Raw genomic sequence first — 16335 nt, forward strand, 5'->3', positions numbered from 1 at the left:
CCCCATGCCTGACGCGTGAGGTACGCACCGTGACGCGTGAGGTACGCACCGTGCGGTACCGGACGCGGCGCCCCTGAGACGACTTCGGCATCTCGGGACATCACTCGTCGGAGCGGAGTTGGCCGCCTTCGGCGGCGCGCGGGGCAACCCGGGTGCTCTCGTGGCCATCTACCTGTACGAACGCGATGACCTGGGAGAGGGCAGGCTGTGCACGGTTCCGGCACGGACGGTTACCACGAGGGGGGCACCGCCGCTTCCTGGTGGGCGCCCGCGGCGGCGAACCTCCTGATCGGGATGGTCGCGATCCTCCCGGCCCTGTGCATACGACGGCTTCTGGCCAAACTTGCGCTGCTCCACTGCGCCGGGAGCTTCGGCTGCCTCGGACAGCTACCGGGCCACGCGGTCGGCATGACGCTCGGCGCGGTGCTGGGCGGCGGCTTCGTCCTCGGGATGGTGCTGGTGGTGGACGTTCTCATGCCCTGGCAGGAGGGCAGGCCGCTGCACCGGTGGCTCGGCATGACGACCCTCGTCCCTGCGCCCTTCGCGATCGCTCAGGTCGCCGGCTGGATCTAGGATCTGGGTCCTGTGTTCAGCCTGAGTCTTGGCGATGTTCTGGGGTTCTCGGGCGCGGTTCGAGGACGAACGCGCAAGGGCCGCACCCCCTCCGCCGGGGGTGCGGCCCTCAACTGCTCGGCCGGACTGCTTACTTGCGGATCAGGCTGCGCAGCACGTACTGCATGATGCCGCCGTTGCGGTAGTAGTCGGCCTCACCGGGGGTGTCGATGCGGACGACCGCGTCGAACTCGACACCGGTGTCGGTGGTGACCTTGACCGTGCGCGGCGTGGTGCCCTCGTTGAGCTCGGTGACCCCGGAGATGGAGAAGGTCTCCTCACCGGTCAGGCCGAGGGCCTCGGCGTTCTGACCCTCCGGGAACTGCAGCGGCAGGACGCCCATGCCGATGAGGTTGGAGCGGTGGATGCGCTCGTACGACTCGGCGATGACGGCCTTGACGCCGAGCAGCGCCGTGCCCTTCGCGGCCCAGTCGCGGGACGAACCGGAGCCGTACTCCTTGCCGGCCAGGACGACGAGCGGGATGTCCTGCGCGATGTAGTTGCGGGAGGCGTCGTAGATGAAGGAGACCGGCGCGCCTTCCTGGGTGAAGTCGCGGGTGTAGCCGCCCTCGGTGCCCGGCGCGATCTGGTTGCGCAGCCGGATGTTGGCGAACGTACCGCGGATCATGACTTCGTGGTTGCCACGGCGGGAGCCGTAGGAGTTGAAGTCGGCGCGCTTGACGCCGTGCTCCGTGAGGTACTTGCCCGCCGGGGTGTCGGCCTTGATCGCACCGGCCGGGGAGATGTGGTCGGTGGTGACCGAGTCGCCCAGCTTGGCGAGCACGCGGGCGCCGGTGATGTCGGTGACGGGCGCCGGCTCGTGGGCCATGCCCTCGAAGTACGGGGGCTTGCGGACGTACGTCGACTCCGGGTCCCACTCGAAGGTGTTGCCGGTCGGGATGGGCAGGGACTGCCACTGGGCGTCGCCCGCGAAGACGTCCTGATAGGACTTGTTGAACATGTCCTCGCCGATGGCGTTCGCCACGACGTCGTTGACCTCGGCCTCGGACGGCCAGATGTCCTTCAGGTAGACCGGGTTGCCGTCCTGGTCGGTGCCCAGGGCGTCACGCGTGATGTCCACCTTCATGGAGCCGGCGATGGCGTACGCGACGACCAGCGGCGGGGAGGCCAGGTAGTTCATCTTGACGTCGGGGTTGATACGGCCCTCGAAGTTCCGGTTGCCGGAGAGGACCGAGGTGACCGCGAGGTCGTGGTCGTTGACGGCCTTGGAGACCTCCTCCGGCAGCGGGCCGGAGTTGCCGATGCAGGTGGTGCAGCCGTAACCGACCAGGTTGAAGCCGACCTTGTCGAGGTACGGGGTGAGCCCCGCCTTCTCGAAGTAGTCGGTCACGACCTTCGAACCCGGGGCGAGGGTGGTCTTGACCCACGGCTTGCGGGTCAGGCCCTTCTCCACGGCCTTCTTCGCGACGAGCGCGGCGGCGACCATGACGTACGGGTTCGAGGTGTTGGTGCAGGAGGTGATGGCCGCGACCGTCACCGCACCGTGGTCGAGGGTGTAGGTCGTGCCGTCGGGGGCGGTGACCCGGACCGGGTTGGTCGGGAAGCCGTTGGGGTGCAGGGCCGGGGCGTCGGAGGCCGGGAAGGACTCGATGCCCGCCTCGTCCACGACGTCCACGTAGTTGCGGACGTCCTGCTTGAACTGCTCGGCGGCGTTGGCGAGGACGATGCGGTCCTGCGGGCGCTTCGGGCCGGCGATCGAGGGAACGACCGTCGACAGGTCCAGCTCGAGCTTCTCGGAGAAGTCCGGCTCGGCCTTCGGGTCCAGCCAGAGGCCCTGCTCCTTGGCGTACGCCTCGACGAGCGCGACCTGCTGGTCGGAACGGCCGGTCAGGCGCAGGTAGTTCAGGGTCTCGTCGTCGATCGGGAAGATCGCGGCGGTGGAGCCGAACTCCGGCGACATGTTGCCGATGGTGGCGCGGTTGGCAAGGCTCGTGGCCGCCACACCCTCGCCGTAGAACTCGACGAACTTGCCGACGACGCCGTGCTTGCGGAGCATCTCGGTGATGGTCAGCACCAGGTCGGTGGCGGTGGTGCCGGTGGGCAGTTCGCCGGTGAGCTTGAAGCCGACCACGCGCGGGATCAGCATGGAGACCGGCTGGCCGAGCATGGCGGCCTCGGCCTCGATGCCGCCGACGCCCCAGCCGAGGACGCCGAGGCCGTTGACCATCGTGGTGTGGGAGTCGGTGCCGACGAGGGTGTCGGGGTATGCCTGGCCGCCTCGGACCATGACCGTACGGGCCAGGTGCTCGATGTTCACCTGGTGGACGATGCCGGTGCCCGGCGGGACGACCTTGAACTCGTCGAAGGCGGTCTGGCCCCAGCGCAGGAACTGGTAGCGCTCCTTGTTGCGGCCGTACTCCAGCTCGACGTTCACCTTGAAGGCGTCGTTCGTGCCGAACTTGTCGGCGATGACGGAGTGGTCGATGACCAGCTCGGCCGGGGCCAGCGGGTTGATCTTCGCCGGGTCGCCGCCGAGCTCCTTGACGGCCTCGCGCATGGTGGCGAGGTCCACGACACAGGGCACGCCGGTGAAGTCCTGCATGATCACACGGGCCGGCGTGAACTGGATCTCCTCGCTGGGCTGCGCCTGGGAGTCCCAGTTGCCGAGGGCGCGGATGTGGTCGGCGGTGATGTTCGCGCCGTCCTCGGTGCGGAGCAGGTTCTCCAGCAGGACCTTGAGGCTGTACGGAAGGCGGGCCGAGCCCTCCACCTTGTCCAGCCGGAAGATCTCGTACGACTCGTCGCCCACCTGCAGCGTGCTGCGGGCGTCGAAGCTGTTCGCCGACACGACAGTCTCCTTCATTGATGTGCGCGTACCACCGCAATCCTGCCGCCACGACGGCTCGGCCGATCCGCTGAGGTAAGGCTAATTTAGGTGGCCCTTACCGGTGCGGCGACTGCGGGGCGCCTCGGCAGATATCTCGATGTCGAGATAACTCTAGTACATGGGGGCGCACTGGTCATGCCCGGGCCGGACCCACCCCGCACCCAGGAACCGCGGGAGCCCGGCGGCGCGCGGGGCAGCGCGGGCCACCCTTGACGCGCGCGGCAGGGCGGGACACCCGTGTGCGCACGGCAGCGCGGGACACCCGTGGTGCGCCCGGCAGCGCGGGACACCCGGGATGCACGCGGCACCGCAGGACACCCGGGATGCACGCGGCAGCGCGGGACACCCGCGTTGCGCCCGGCACCGCAGGACACCTGCGACCCGCACGGCAGCGCAGGACACCCGTGGTGCCGCGCACGTCGGGCGCCGTGCCCGCGCGGGGGGCGCGGGCGCGTGACAGGCTGGTCGGGAGAGCCGCGGCCTTCCGGACGGCAAGGCAGCAAAGGAGTACGGCGCATGGAAGAGAAGGAATTTTTCCTGGCGGTGTCCGAGCGCACGGGCCTGACGCGGCAGGAGGCGGCGGACCTCACTCGGGCCACACTCGAGACGCTCGCCCACCGGCTGAGCGCGGGCGAGGCCCGGGACCTGGCACTGGAGCTGCCGGACGGGCTGAAGGAGTCCGTTCGCCGAGGGACCACGGACCACGTCGAGCGCTTCGACTACTACGAGACGGTACGTCGCGTGGCCGAACGCAACATGCTGAAGGAGGAGGAGGCCGACCGGGGCATCCGCGCCGTACTGGCGGTCCTCCGCGACGCCATCAGCGAGACGGGGTTCCACCATCTGATGTCGCAGCTCGGCGCCGACTTCTCCCAGGCTGCCGAGTCCCCCGCCTGAGCACCCTCCCCCGTGCACGGATCCGGCAGGGCCGCCATCAGTCGGCCGAGCCGGGGTATCCGACGTGAGCGAGCACAGGAAGGGAGACACCGCATGCCGCTCACGTTCCGCAAGACCTTCCGGATCCTGCCCGGGGTGCGCCTGAACGTCAACAAGCACTCCTGGTCCATCACCACCGGAGGCAGCCACGGGCCGCGCCACACACGCAGCAGCACCGGACGGCGTACGACTTCGATGGATCTGCCCGGACCCTTCGGGTGGCGTCGCACCAAGCGTCATTGACGGCATATCACCCAAACAGACCCCCCAGGAGGCGCCATCTCATATCTGAGATAGCCTCAGCCTCATGTCAGACGACTACCTCGTACGTATCGGCAGGCTCATCCGTGACGCCCGGCAGCATCGCGGCTGGACTCAGGCGCAGCTTGCCGAGGCACTCGGCACCAGTCAAAGCGCCGTGAATCGCATCGAGCGCGGCAACCAGAACCTCAGCCTTGAGATGATTGCCCGCATCGGCGAAGCCCTGGACAGCGAGATCGTGTCCCTGGGCTACGCCGGTCCCATGCACCTGCGGGTGGTCGGCGGTCGTCGGCTCTCCGGCGCCATCGACGTGAAGACGAGCAAGAACGCCTGCGTGGCCCTGCTGTGCGCCTCGCTGCTCAACAAGGGGCGCACGGTGCTGCGCCGGGTCGCCCGCATCGAGGAGGTGTACCGGCTTCTGGAGGTGCTCGGATCGATCGGCGTCCGGACCCGGTGGATCAACGACGGGGTCGATCTGGAGATCGTGCCGCCCGCGGACCTCGACCTGGACGCCATCGACGCCACGGCAGCCCGCCGTACGCGCTCCATCATCATGTTCCTCGGTCCCCTGCTGCACCGCACGGACCGCTTCCGGCTCCCGTACGCGGGCGGCTGCGACCTCGGTACCCGCACCATCGAACCGCACATGATCGCGCTGCGCCGGTTCGGGCTCGACATCACCGCCACCGAGGGGCACTACCACGCCGTGGTGGACCGCTCCGTCTCCCCCGGCCGGCCGATCGTGCTGACCGAGCGCGGCGACACCGTGACCGAGAACGCGCTGCTCGCCGCCGCCCGCCACGACGGCGTCACGGTCATCCGCAACGCCTCCTCCAACTACATGGTCCAGGACCTGTGCTTCTTCCTGGAGGCGCTCGGCATCGCGGTCGAGGGCATCGGCACCACCACGCTCACCGTGCACGGCGTGCCGAACATCGACGTCGACGTGGACTACTCGCCCTCCGAGGACCCGGTCGAGGCGATGAGCCTGCTGGCCGCGGCGGTGGTCACCGAGTCCGAGCTGACGGTGCGCCGGGTGCCGATCGAGTTCCTGGAGATCGAACTCGCGGTGCTGGAGGAGATGGGACTCGATCACGACCGGACGCCCGAGTACGTCGCCGACAACGGCCGTACGCGGCTGGTGGACCTGACCGTGCGGCCGTCCAAGCTGGAGGCGCCGATCGACAAGATCCACCCGATGCCGTTCCCGGGCCTGAACATCGACAACGTCCCGTTCTTCGCGGCCATCGCCGCCTCCGCGCAGGGCAAGACGCTGATCCACGACTGGGTGTACGACAACCGGGCCATCTATCTGACGGACCTCAACCGCCTCGGCGGCCGCCTCCAGTTGCTGGATCCGCACCGGGTGCTGGTCGAGGGCCCGACCCGCTGGCGCGCGGCCGAGATGATGTGCCCGCCGGCGCTGCGGCCCGCCGTGGTCGTCCTGCTGGCGATGATGGCGGCCGAGGGAACGTCCGTGCTGCGCAACGTGTACGTCATCAACCGCGGCTACGAGGAACTGGCCGAGCGCCTCAACTCGGTCGGGGCGCAGATCGAGACATTCCGGAACATCTGATGAACAGCGCCAATCGGTAGAGAACGGACGCCCTGCCTTCCCGGCGTTACGGGGAAGGCAGGGCGCCAGGCGCGCCCACTGCTCACGGAGACGGTGACCTGATCGGGCAGGAAGCCGTCAGGGCAGCGGCCTGGCCAGGGTCGCGGGGTACCCTTCGGCTCACGGAAGCACGGCGAAGCCGTCCAGTTCCACGAGGGCCTCCTCGTCCCACAGGCGGATGGCCCCGATCACCGCCATCGCCGGGTAGTCGCGGCCCGCCAGCCGGCGCCAGATGCGCCCCAGTTCGGGGGCGTGGGCGCGGTAGTCGGCGACATCGGTGGCGTAGACGGTGACGCGGGCGAGGTCGGCCGGCGTGCCGCCGGCGGCACGCAGTGCGCCCAGCAGATTGGTGAGGGCCCGCTCGAACTGCTCGGGCAGGGAGTCGCCGGCCACCTTGCCGTCCGTGTCGAGGGCGGTCTGGCCCGCCAGGAACACCACCCGGGACCCACTGGCGACGACGGCGTGCGAGAAGCCCGCGGGCGGGGAGAGGGTGGGCGGGTTGATACGCGACAGGGCGGGCGGGGTGGTGGTGCGCTCGGTGGTCACGGGGCCTCCACGGTGGCGTACAGCTCCTTGGCGATGATGCCGCGCTGGACCTCGCTCGCGCCCTCGTAGATCCGGGGTGCCCGCACCTCGCGGTAGAGGTGTTCGAGAAGGTGGCCGCGGCGCAGGGCGCGCGCGCCGTGCAGCTGGACGGCCGCGTCGACGACGTACTGCGCGGTCTCGGTGGCGAGCAGTTTGGCCATGGCGGCACGTCGCGGGACGTCCGGGGCGCCTGCGTCGTGGGCCGACGCCGCGGCGTAGACCATGAGGCGGGCCGCCTCGGTGCGCAGGGCCATCTCGGCGACCTGGTGGGAGACGGTCTGAAGGTCCTTCAGCGTGCCCCCGAAGGCCTCCCGCCCGGCGGTGTGTGCCAGTGTCGCGTCGAGGGCCGCCTGTGCCATGCCGACCGCGAAGGCGCCCACGCTGGGACGGAAGAGGTTGAGGGTGCCCATGGCGACCCGGAAGCCGCGGTCGGGCTCTCCGAGGACGTCGTCGGCGGTCACGGGCACGGCCTCGAAGGTGAGCGCACCGATGGGATGCGGCGAGAGCATGTCGAGCGGGGTGCCGGTCAGGCCGGGGCGGTCGGCGGGCACGAGGAACGCGGTCACCCCGCGGGCGCCGGCGCCGGGGGTGGTGCGCGCGAAGACGGTGTAGCAGTCGGCCTCAGGGGCGTTGGAGATCCAGCACTTGTCACCGGTGAGCCGCCAGCGCCGGGACGATTCGCGCTCGGCGAGCGGTGCGGGGTCCTCGCCGGCCGCCGTGCCGTCCGGCTGCGCGCGCAGGGCCAGGGCGCCCGCGTCCGACCCCGCGTCCGGCTCCGTCAGGGCGAAGGCCGCCACCGTGGTACCGGCGCGGACGCCGGGGAGCCAGCGCGCGCGCTGGGCGTGCGTACCGTATGCGTGCACCGGATGCGCGCCCAGGCCCTGCAGGGCGAGCGCGGTCTCCGCCTCCGTACAGGCGTGGGCCAGGGCCTCCCGCATCAGGCACAGGTCGAGCGCGCCCGAGGTGAACAGCCGGTCGAGCAGCCCGAGTCGGCCGAGTTCGGCGACGAGTGCCCGGTTGACCCGGCCGGGCTCGCCCTTCTCCGCGATCGGGCGCAGCTGTCGCTCGGCCAGCGTGCGCAGCTCCGCGCGCCAGGCGATCTGTACCGGATCGAGCGAGAATGCGGTCATTGCCGGTCCCCTCTCCCTGACGGTGTATCGGGACTGAGTGGGCTGCTCGCCCGACCGTATCGCGGACCGTTGACTGTCGTCATCAACACGATACGCTCGATGCGCGAGCCCACCACGACAAGGGGGCGAACCGCCATGGACCCGACGGACGCCACGAGCTCCACGGACGCCGCGGAAGCGGGAGACGCCACGGAGGCGCCGGACGCCGAGAAGACCACGGTCACCGCACCTCCCACGGCGTCACCTCCCCCGACCGGCCCGGAGGCGGCCCACCCGCGGCCCGCGTCCACCCCATACACGGACACCGGCGCCCGCGACGGTCTCACGCCCGGCGCACCCACCGCACACCAGGACACATTCGCCCGCGACCACCTCCCGCCCCGCGAGCAGTGGCCCCGGCTCCACTTCGACCTGCCCGAGCTGCGCTACCCCGAACGGCTGAACGCCGCCGCGGAACTTCTCTCGCACACCGCTCCCGGACGCCCTGCCTTCCGCACGGCCGACGGCGGCGTCTGGACGTACGGACAACTGCGCGCCCGTGTCGACCGGATCGCGCACGCGCTCACCTCCCGCCTCGGTGTCGTCCCCGGCAACCGCGTCCTGCTGCGCGGCCCCACCACGCCCTGGCTGGCCGCCTGCTGGCTCGCGGTGCTGAAGGCGGGCGCGATCGCCGTCACCGTGCTCGCCCAGCAGCGTCCGCACGAGCTGCGCACGATGTGCGAGATCGCCCGGGTCGGCCACGCCCTGTGCGACGTCCGTGCGGTCGAGGACCTGGCGAAGGCCGGCGTCCCCGGGCTGCGCATCACCACCTACGGCGGCGAGTCCCCCGACGACCTGCTGCGCCTGCCGGTGCCCGAGCAGCCGTACGCTCCCGTGGACACGGCGGCCGACGACGTGGCGCTGATCGCCTTCACCTCGGGCACCACGGGTCGCCCGAAGGGGTGTCTGCACTTCCACCGAGACGTGCTCGCCATCGCGGACACCTTCGCCAAGCATGTGCTCAGGCCGCGTCCCGACGACGTCTTCGCGGGCAGTCCCCCGCTCGGCTTCACCTTCGGGCTCGGCGGTCTCGTCGTCTTCCCGCTGCGGGCCGGCGCCAGCGCCCTGCTGCTCGAACAGGCGGGTGCCACTCAGCTGTTGCCGGCCATCGCGGAGCACCGCGTCTCCGTGCTGTTCACCGCGCCGACGGCCTACCGCGCGATGCTCGACGAGCTGGACGGTTACGACACCACATCGCTGCGGCGCTGTGTGTCGGCCGGCGAGAACCTGGCCGCCGCGACCTGGCGGGCCTGGCACGAGCGCACCGGGGTGCGCGTCATCAACGGCATCGGCGCCACCGAGCTGCTGCACATCTTCATCTCCGCCGCGGACGAGCGGATCCGCCCGGGAACCACGGGAGTTCCGGTACCGGGGTGGCACGCGCGCGTGCAGGACGCCGACGGGAGGCCCGTGCCCGACGGCGAGCCCGGCCTGCTCGCGGTGCGCGGCCCGGTCGGCTGCCGCTATCTCGCCGACCCCCGGCAGCGGGAGTACGTCCGGGACGGCTGGAACGTCACCGGAGACACCTACGTCCGCGAACCCGACGGCTACTTCCGCTATGTCGCGCGCGCGGACGACATGATCGTCTCGGCCGGGTACAATATCGCCGGGCCGGAGGTGGAGGAGGCCCTGCTGCGCCACCCGGACGTGGTGGAGACGGCGGTCGTGGGGCGGTCCGACGAGGCGCGCGGTCAGGTGGTGGTGGCGTACGCAGTCCTCCGGGCGGGCGCGCGCCGCGACCCGGAGGCGTTGCGCGACTTCCTGAAGTCGGAGCTGGCGCCGTACAAGTGCCCGCGTGAGATCGTCTTCCTGGACGAGCTGCCGCGCACGGCGACGGGCAAGCTCCAGCGCTTCCGGCTGCGGGCGCACCCCTCCGACGCCAACTCGGTGGCCGCCAGAGGTGATCATGAGTGACGCCGACGATCTAAAGTGATCAACGTGTCCGATCAGCACGCTCCCCGGTCCCTCATCGTGACGTTCTACGGCGCCTACGGCCGCTTCGCCCCCGGCCCAGTGCCGGTGGCCGAGCTGATCAGGCTGCTCGCCGCGGTCGGCGTGGACGCGCCCTCCGTACGGTCGTCGGTGTCCCGGCTCAAGCGGCGCGGACTGCTCGTACCGGCGCGCACGGCGGCCGGCGCGGCGGGGTACGCGCTGTCGCCCGACGCCCGGCAGCTGCTCGACGACGGTGACCGGCGCGTGTACGCGACGACGCCCCCGGAGGACGAGGGCTGGGTGCTCGCGGTCTTCTCGGTGCCGGAGTCGGAGCGGCAGAAGCGGCATCTGCTGCGCTCCCGGCTGGCCGGCCTGGGCTTCGGCGCCGCGGCCCCCGGGGTGTGGGTCGCCCCGGCACGCCTGTACGAGGAGACCCGGCACACCCTGGAGCGGCTGCGTCTCGACCCGTACGTGGACTTCTTCCGCGGTGAGCACCTCGGTTTCGCGCCGACCGCGCAGGCGGTCGCGCGCTGGTGGGACCTGGCCTCGATCGCCAAGCAGCACGAGGTGTTCCTGGGCCGCCACGCACCCGTGCTGCACGAATGGGAGGCCCGCGAGGACACCCCGCCGCAGGAGGCGTACCACGACTATCTGCTCGCCCTGGACTCCTGGCGCCATCTGCCCTACGTCGACCCCGGACTGCCGGCGGAACTGCTCCCGTCCGAGTGGCCGGGTGCCCGCTCGGCCGAGGTCTTCCGTGCGCTGCACGAGCGGCTGCGGGACGCCGGCGCGGTCTTCGCGGTCGTGTGAGAGCGTCAACTCCCCAGCGTCAGGCGGGGTTTCGGGGCGTCCGTGCGGCCCGTCCGCGGTCGCCTGCTGCCCGCCCGGTACGGGGCGGCCCACACCGCGCCCGGTCCGCTGTAGTCCTGCTCGGCCGCCGCGTGCAGCGTCCAGTGCGGGTCGTACAGATGCGGCCGGGCCAGGGCGCACAGATCCGTGCGCCCGGCCAGGATCAGCGAGTTGACGTCGTCCCAGGAGGAGATGGCACCCACGGCGATCACCGGGACGCCGGTCTCGTGGCGGATCCGGTCGGCGTACGGCGTCTGGTAGGAGCGTCCGTACGCCGGCCGCTCGTCGGCCACCACCTGCCCGGTCGACACGTCGATCGCGTCGGCGCCGTGCGCGGCGAAGGCCCGGGCGATCTCGACGGCCTCCTCGGCCGTGGTGCCGCCGTCGGCCCAGTCGGTCGCGGAGATCCGTACGGTCATGGGCCGCTCCTCGGGCCACACGGACCGCACGGCGTCGAAGACCTCCAGCGGGAAGCGGAGCCGTTTGGCGAGCGTGCCGCCGTAGGCGTCCGTCCGGCGGTTGGTGAGCGGCGAGAGGAAGCCGGAGAGCAGATAGCCGTGGGCACAGTGGAGTTCGAGCAGATCGAAGCCGCTGCGGGCGGCGTGCCCGGCGGTGACGGTGAACTGCTCGCGTAGATCGGTCAGTTGGGCGCGGGACAGCTCGCGGGGTGTCTGGCTCCCCGGCCTGTAGGGGATCGGGGAGGCGGCCACCAGGCGCCAGTTGCCCTCCTCCAGCGGCTCGTCCATGCCCTCCCACATCAACTTGGTGGAGCCCTTGCGGCCGCTGTGGCCGAGCTGCACGCCGATCGCGGTGTCCGGCGCCCGGGTGTGCACGAAGTCGGTGATCCGCCGCCATGCCGTCGCCTGCCGCCCGGTGTAGAGCCCGGCGCATCCCGGGGTGATCCGGCCCTCCGCGCTCACGCACACCATCTCGGTCATCACCAGACCGGCTCCGCCGAGCGCCCGTGCGCCCAGGTGGACGAGGTGGAAGTCGCCCGGGACGCCGTCCACGGCCGAGTACATGTCCATCGGTGAGACCACGACCCGGTTGCGCAGGGTCAGTCCGCGCAGCCGGAAGGGGGTGAACATCGGGGGTGTGCCGGGCGGGCAGCCGAACTCCCGCTCCACCGCCTCGGTGAAGCGCGCGTCGCGCAGCCGCAGGTTGTCGTGGGTGACCCGGCGGCTGCGGGTGAGCAGGTTGAACGCGAACTGCCGGGTGGGCTGGTCGAGGTAGAGCCCGAGGTTCTCGAACCACTCCAGGCTGGCGCGGGCCGCGCGCTGGGTGGACGCGACGACGGGACGCCGCTCCTCCTCGTAGGCGGTCAGCGCCGCGGGCAGTGAGACGTGCTCCTCCAGACACGCGACCAGCGCCAGCGCGTCCTCCACCGCCAGCTTCGTGCCGGAACCGATCGAGAAGTGCGCGGTGTGGGCGGCGTCCCCGAGGAGGACCAGGTTGCCGTGGGACCAGCGCTCGTTGACGACGGTGCGGAAGGTGGTCCAGGCGGAGTTGTTGGAGCTCAGGGACCGGCCGCGGAGCGCGTCCGTGAAGGTCTTGGCGCAGTGCTCGATCGTCTCGGCGGTCTCCAGCTCCGCGAAGCCGGCCGCCCGCCACACCTCCTCCCGCATCTCCACGATCACCGTGGAGGCATCGGCCGCATAGGGGTAGCCGTGCAGTTGCATCACGCCGTGCTCGGTCTCGGCGATCTCGAAGCGGAAGGCGTCGAAGGCGAAGTCGGCGGCGAGCCAGATGTAACGGCAGCGGTGCTCCTCGACCGAGGGCCGGAACACCTCGGCGTACGCCTCGCGCGTGCCGCTGTGCACCCCGTCGGCGGCGATGACCAGGTCGTAGCCCTTCACGAGCCGGGACGGATGCGGTGCCTCGGCGCGGAAGCGCAGGTCGACACCGAGCGAGCGGCAGCGTTCGTGCAGGATCTCCAGCAGCCTGCGCCTGCCGAGCGCGGCGAAGCCGTGGCCGCCCGAGGTGTGGCGCACGCCCCGGTGCACGATGTCGATGTCGTCCCAGCGCACGAACTCGTCCTTCAGTGCCGCGTAGACCGCGGGGTCGGCGTGCTCGATGCCGCCGAGGGTCTCGTCGGACAGGACGACGCCGAAGCCGAAGGTGTCGTCGGGGGCGTTGCGCTCCCAGACGGTCACCTCGCGAGCCGGATCGAGACGCTTGAGCAGGGCCGCGGCGTACAGCCCGCCGGGGCCGCCACCGATGACGGCGACCCGCAACGGCCGCCGGGCCGGCACCCCGTACCCCGCAATCATGGTCACCTCCCCCGCCACTTCGGCGGCCGCTTCTCCGTGAAGGCGGCGTGGAACTCGGCGTAGTCCTCGCCGTTCATCAGCAGCGCCTGCGTCGAGGCGTCCAGCTCGACGGATGCGGCGAGCGGCATGTCCAGCTCGGCGGTCAGCAGCGCCTTCGTCTGGGCGAGGGCGAGGGCGGGGCCGTCGGCGAGCCGGCGGGCCAGCGCCTGGGCGGCCTCGTCGGCGCGCCCCTCCTCGGTCAGCTCGCTGATCAGCCCGATGCGCTCGGCCTCGGGCGCCCGCACCGGCTCGCCCAGCATGAGCAGCCGGGTGGCGTGCCCGAGCCCGACGACCCTCGGCAGCAGATAGGCGGCGCCCATGTCACCGCCGGAGAGCCCGACCCTGGTGAAGAGGAACGCGAAGCGGGCGGAGGGGTCCGCCACCCGGAAGTCCGCGGCCAGCGCCAGGACCGCGCCGGCGCCGGCGGCCACGCCGTGCACCGCCGCGATCACCGGGAACGGGCACTCCCGCAGGGCCCGTACGACCTGCCCGGTCATCCGGTTGAAGTCGAGCAGTTGGGCGGTGTCCATGGAGAGGGTGGCGCCGATGATCTCGTCGACGTCGCCGCCCGAGCAGAAGCCGCGCCCCTCGCCGGCCAGCACCAGGGCCCTGACGGACCTCTCGCGGGACAGCTCGGCCAGCAGGTCGCGCAGGTCGGCGTAGGCGCCGAAGGTGAGCGCGTTGAGCTTCTCGGGGCGGGCCAGGGTGACCGTGGCGACCCCGTCGGTATGGACGCACCTCAGATGACGCCAGTCTGAGGTGCGGGCGGCGGAGCCGGTGAAGGGACTCATGACGTGCGGCCTCCTCGGGCGGGGGCGGCTGTCTGCCGTGCTGCTCTGTGACGAAGTTATCATTCATCCGTGACTGTCGTCATGAGTGCGCGATAGACCAATGGCCGCGGGCCCCGGCGTGGCACACCGGGGCGGTCGTGGGGGGCACACAGGGAGCGGTCGTGTGCGGCACACCGGGAGCGGTCGTGTGCGGCGCACAGCGGCGGCCGTGGGGAGCGCACAGGGAGCGGTCGTGGGGGGGCGCACGCCCGGCGCCGTGTGACAGCCGACCGGCGTCGCGTCACACCTTCTCGACAGCGCGGTAACGAGGGGCGCTGACCTGCGAGGCGGGGCGTCGTCAGGGGTAGGCAGCCCGGTAGCCGGTACCGGGGCCGAGGGAGCTCCCGGGCGAAACCCGCCGACCGTCCCTGCCGAGGAGCGCCGTACCATGCCCCTTGTTGAAAGCAGGACAGCCTGCGCCACGAACGGACCCGCCTTGTACGAACCCCCCGCACCCGCCTCCTGGCGCATCGCGCTGCCACACACGGCCGCCGCCGTCCCCGTCGCCCGTGCACTGGTCCGTACGGCGCTGGCGGCACTGGAGCACCCTGCCGACAGCGACACCGCCGAACTGCTCACCGCGGAGCTGGTCGCGAACGCCGTGGAGCACGCCGCGGGCAGGGGACCGATAGAGCTGGTGGTCGAGCTGTTGCCGACGGGCTGCAAGGTCGAGGTGCACGACCCCGACCCAGCGCCGCCCGGCCGTCTGACCCACCCGGCCGTGGAGGCCCCGGACCCCTGGCAGGAGCACGGGCGGGGCCTCCTGCTGATCCGCAGCCTCAGCTCGTCGTGCGGCCACCGCCCCACCGCGTCCGGCAAGGCGGTGTGGTTCAGACTGCCTGTGGTTCCGCGGCAACGGCGTCCGGCGTGACGGCCCCGCGCACCAGCCTGGAGCGCCGGCGCCCGTAGAGCGCGTACACCAGGCACCCGGCCGCCAGGAAGGCCGCGAACTGCACCCAGGTCGTCCAGCCCGTCTCGTACATCAGGTACAGGCAGAAGCCGACGCCGAGCAGCGGCACCACGGGGTGGAGCGGCACGCGGAAGGAGCGCGCGAGGCCGGGTTCACGGCGGCGCAGGGCGATCACCGCGACGTTGACGACGGCCATCGTGGCCAGTGTGCCGATGGTGCACAGGTTGACCACCGCGTCCAGCGGCGCGAAGGCCGCCGGGACCGCGAAGACGACCGCCACGATCAGGGTGCCGGTGACCGGCGTCGAGGTCTTCGGCGAGACACGCTCGAAGACGCGCGGGACGAGGCCGTCGCGGGCCATCGACATCAGGATGCGGGTCTGTCCGTACATCACCGCGAGCACCACCGAGGCGATGGCGACGACCGCGCCGAAGGCGATGACACCGCCGCCGATCGTGGAGCCGGTGACCTGGTCGACGACGTACGAGAGCGCCGCGGGCCGGCCGCCGACCCCGGGGCCGCCGAGGGCACCGATGGCCGCGAGAGCGACCGCGCAGTACAGCAGGGTCACCAGGCCCATGCAGACGAGGATCGCGATCGGGACGTTCCGGCGGGGGTTCCTGGCCTCCTCACCGGCGGTGGTGATCGCGTCGAAGCCGATGTACGAGAAGAAGGCCGCCGTGGTGCCGGCGCCGATGCCGCCGAGCCCGGCCGGTGCGAACGGGGTCAGGTTGCCGTGCTTGAAGGCGGTGAAGCCGACGGCGCAGAACGCGACGAGGATGCCGAGCTTGAGCACGGCCATGGCGGCGGTGGCCCGGGCGCTCTCCCGCACGCCGCGCACGAGGAGGACGGAGGCCAGGGCGATGACGATCACGGCGGGGAGGTTGATCACCCCGCCGTCACCCGGCCCGGCGGAGAGCACGGCGGGCAGCTGCCATCCGGTGAGGCTGAGGAGCAGCTCGTTGACGTACTGGCTCCAGCCGACCGCGACGGCCGACACGGACACGCCGTACTCCAGCAGCAGACACCAGCCGACGAGGAACGCCGTGCCCTCGCCGAGGCCCGCGTAGGCGAAGGAGTACGAGGACCCGGATACCGGGATCGCGCCGCCCAGCTCGGCGAACGCGAACGCGGTGAAGACACAGGTCAGCGCGGCGAGCATGAAGGAGACGACGACCGCGGGCCCGGCCTGGGCGACCGAGTCGGAGAGACCGACGAAGATGCCGGTGCCGACGATCGCGCCGATGCCGAAGCAGACGAGTTGGAACAGGCCCATATGGCGCTTGAGGCCATGGCCTGCGAGATCGGCGCCGGCCTCGGCGACGAGCAGCTCGGGGGACTTGATACGGAAGGGGTTGGCGGGGCTGCCGGGCATATGGGTGGTGCTCTTTCGGTGGTGCGGGTGCGACCGGGTCAGTCGCGCGACGAGCCGCGGAAGGGGTCGTTCCGGGTCGGCGAGGATCGTACGGGAAGGTGTCC

At 71.4% G+C, this 16335-nt stretch carries 13 protein-coding genes; 7 read left to right on the forward strand and 6 right to left on the reverse strand.

The window, feature by feature from the left end; translation table 11 throughout:
• Nucleotides 1-207: 207 nt before the first annotated feature.
• Entirely contained in the window at nt 208-573 is a 366-nt protein-coding gene (locus tag ASC56_RS30130; protein WP_055494730.1) for a hypothetical protein, read from the forward strand.
• A gap of 130 nt (nt 574-703) precedes the next feature.
• Here ASC56_RS30130 and acnA read toward each other — a convergent pair whose 3' ends face one another.
• Nucleotides 704-3421, reverse strand: coding sequence for an aconitate hydratase AcnA (gene acnA, locus ASC56_RS30135; protein ID WP_055494776.1), 2718 nt, complete (start codon nt 3419-3421; stop codon nt 704-706).
• Nucleotides 3422-3976: 555 nt separating this feature from the next.
• Between acnA and ASC56_RS30140 the strand changes: the two genes are divergently transcribed.
• The 3 genes from ASC56_RS30140 to ASC56_RS30150 all read left to right on the forward strand — a co-directional run bounded on the left by ASC56_RS30140 (nt 3977) and on the right by ASC56_RS30150 (nt 6233).
• Complete coding sequence (locus ASC56_RS30140; RefSeq protein ID WP_055494731.1) at nt 3977-4357, forward strand: DUF2267 domain-containing protein; 381 nt, start codon at nt 3977-3979, stop codon at nt 4355-4357.
• A 93-nt stretch (nt 4358-4450) separates the two neighbouring features.
• On the forward strand, nt 4451-4639 hold the full coding sequence (locus tag ASC56_RS30145; RefSeq protein ID WP_055494732.1) for a DUF4236 domain-containing protein: 189 nt from the start codon (nt 4451-4453) through the stop codon (nt 4637-4639).
• Nucleotides 4640-4703: 64 nt separating this feature from the next.
• The gene (locus ASC56_RS30150) at nt 4704-6233 is read left to right on the forward strand and encodes a UDP-N-acetylglucosamine 1-carboxyvinyltransferase (protein WP_055494733.1); all 1530 of its coding nucleotides are present in this window, start codon (nt 4704-4706) and stop codon (nt 6231-6233) included.
• 159 nt (nt 6234-6392) lie between these two features.
• Here the strand turns inward: ASC56_RS30150 and ASC56_RS30155 are convergent, their stop codons facing one another.
• Complete coding sequence (locus ASC56_RS30155) at nt 6393-6818, reverse strand: RidA family protein (protein WP_234377111.1); 426 nt, start codon at nt 6816-6818, stop codon at nt 6393-6395.
• Nucleotides 6815-7987, reverse strand: coding sequence for an acyl-CoA dehydrogenase family protein (locus ASC56_RS30160; RefSeq protein ID WP_055494734.1), 1173 nt, complete (start codon nt 7985-7987; stop codon nt 6815-6817). Before ASC56_RS30160 ends, ASC56_RS30155 begins: the two co-directional genes overlap by 4 nt.
• A 135-nt stretch (nt 7988-8122) precedes the next feature.
• Here ASC56_RS30160 and ASC56_RS30165 point away from each other — a divergent pair, with 135 nt between their 5' ends.
• Together ASC56_RS30165 and ASC56_RS30170 are read left to right on the forward strand one after the other, a co-directional pair.
• Complete coding sequence (locus ASC56_RS30165) at nt 8123-9940, forward strand: AMP-binding protein (protein WP_079102787.1); 1818 nt, start codon at nt 8123-8125, stop codon at nt 9938-9940.
• A gap of 15 nt (nt 9941-9955) precedes the next feature.
• Nucleotides 9956-10768 (forward strand): PaaX family transcriptional regulator C-terminal domain-containing protein, encoded by an 813-nt coding sequence (locus ASC56_RS30170; protein ID WP_055494735.1) that lies wholly within the window; start codon nt 9956-9958, stop codon nt 10766-10768.
• Nucleotides 10769-10773: 5 nt separating this feature from the next.
• Here ASC56_RS30170 and ASC56_RS30175 read toward each other — a convergent pair whose 3' ends face one another.
• Together ASC56_RS30175 and ASC56_RS30180 are read right to left on the reverse strand one after the other, a co-directional pair.
• The gene (locus ASC56_RS30175; RefSeq protein WP_055494778.1) at nt 10774-13077 is read right to left on the reverse strand and encodes a bifunctional salicylyl-CoA 5-hydroxylase/oxidoreductase; all 2304 of its coding nucleotides are present in this window, start codon (nt 13075-13077) and stop codon (nt 10774-10776) included.
• Between the two features lie 2 nt (nt 13078-13079).
• Nucleotides 13080-13907, reverse strand: a complete 828-nt coding sequence (locus ASC56_RS30180; RefSeq protein WP_055494736.1) for an enoyl-CoA hydratase family protein — start codon at nt 13905-13907, stop codon at nt 13080-13082.
• 427 nt (nt 13908-14334) lie between these two features.
• Between ASC56_RS30180 and ASC56_RS30185 the strand changes: the two genes are divergently transcribed.
• Nucleotides 14335-14817, forward strand: a complete 483-nt coding sequence (locus tag ASC56_RS30185; protein WP_055494737.1) for an ATP-binding protein — start codon at nt 14335-14337, stop codon at nt 14815-14817.
• On the opposite strand, the gene ASC56_RS30190 is transcribed toward ASC56_RS30185, so the two are convergent.
• The gene (locus tag ASC56_RS30190) at nt 14777-16231 is read right to left on the reverse strand and encodes an amino acid permease (protein ID WP_055494738.1); all 1455 of its coding nucleotides are present in this window, start codon (nt 16229-16231) and stop codon (nt 14777-14779) included. The two genes, ASC56_RS30185 and ASC56_RS30190, sit on opposite strands and share 41 nt — an antisense overlap.
• Nucleotides 16232-16335 lie beyond the last annotated feature (104 nt).

It is taken from the genome of Streptomyces sp. TP-A0356 (assembly GCF_001417775.1).
Classification (GTDB): domain Bacteria; phylum Actinomycetota; class Actinomycetes; order Streptomycetales; family Streptomycetaceae; genus Streptomyces.

Bases quoted from the DNA above. Each gene is read 5' to 3' on its own strand.
- ASC56_RS30185 (WP_055494737.1), top strand. From the start codon at position 14,335: ATGCCCCTTGTTGAAAGCAGGACAGCCTGCGCCACGAACGGACCCGCC.
- ASC56_RS30175 (WP_055494778.1), bottom strand. From the start codon at position 13,077: ATGATTGCGGGGTACGGGGTGCCGGCCCGGCGGCCGTTGCGGGTCGCC.
- ASC56_RS30150 (WP_055494733.1), top strand. From the start codon at position 4,704: ATGTCAGACGACTACCTCGTACGTATCGGCAGGCTCATCCGTGACGCC.
- ASC56_RS30180 (WP_055494736.1), bottom strand. From the start codon at position 13,907: ATGAGTCCCTTCACCGGCTCCGCCGCCCGCACCTCAGACTGGCGTCAT.
- ASC56_RS30165 (WP_079102787.1), top strand. From the start codon at position 8,123: ATGGACCCGACGGACGCCACGAGCTCCACGGACGCCGCGGAAGCGGGA.
- ASC56_RS30140 (WP_055494731.1), top strand. From the start codon at position 3,977: ATGGAAGAGAAGGAATTTTTCCTGGCGGTGTCCGAGCGCACGGGCCTG.
- ASC56_RS30145 (WP_055494732.1), top strand. From the start codon at position 4,451: ATGCCGCTCACGTTCCGCAAGACCTTCCGGATCCTGCCCGGGGTGCGC.
- ASC56_RS30190 (WP_055494738.1), bottom strand. From the start codon at position 16,231: ATGCCCGGCAGCCCCGCCAACCCCTTCCGTATCAAGTCCCCCGAGCTG.
- ASC56_RS30160 (WP_055494734.1), bottom strand. From the start codon at position 7,987: ATGACCGCATTCTCGCTCGATCCGGTACAGATCGCCTGGCGCGCGGAG.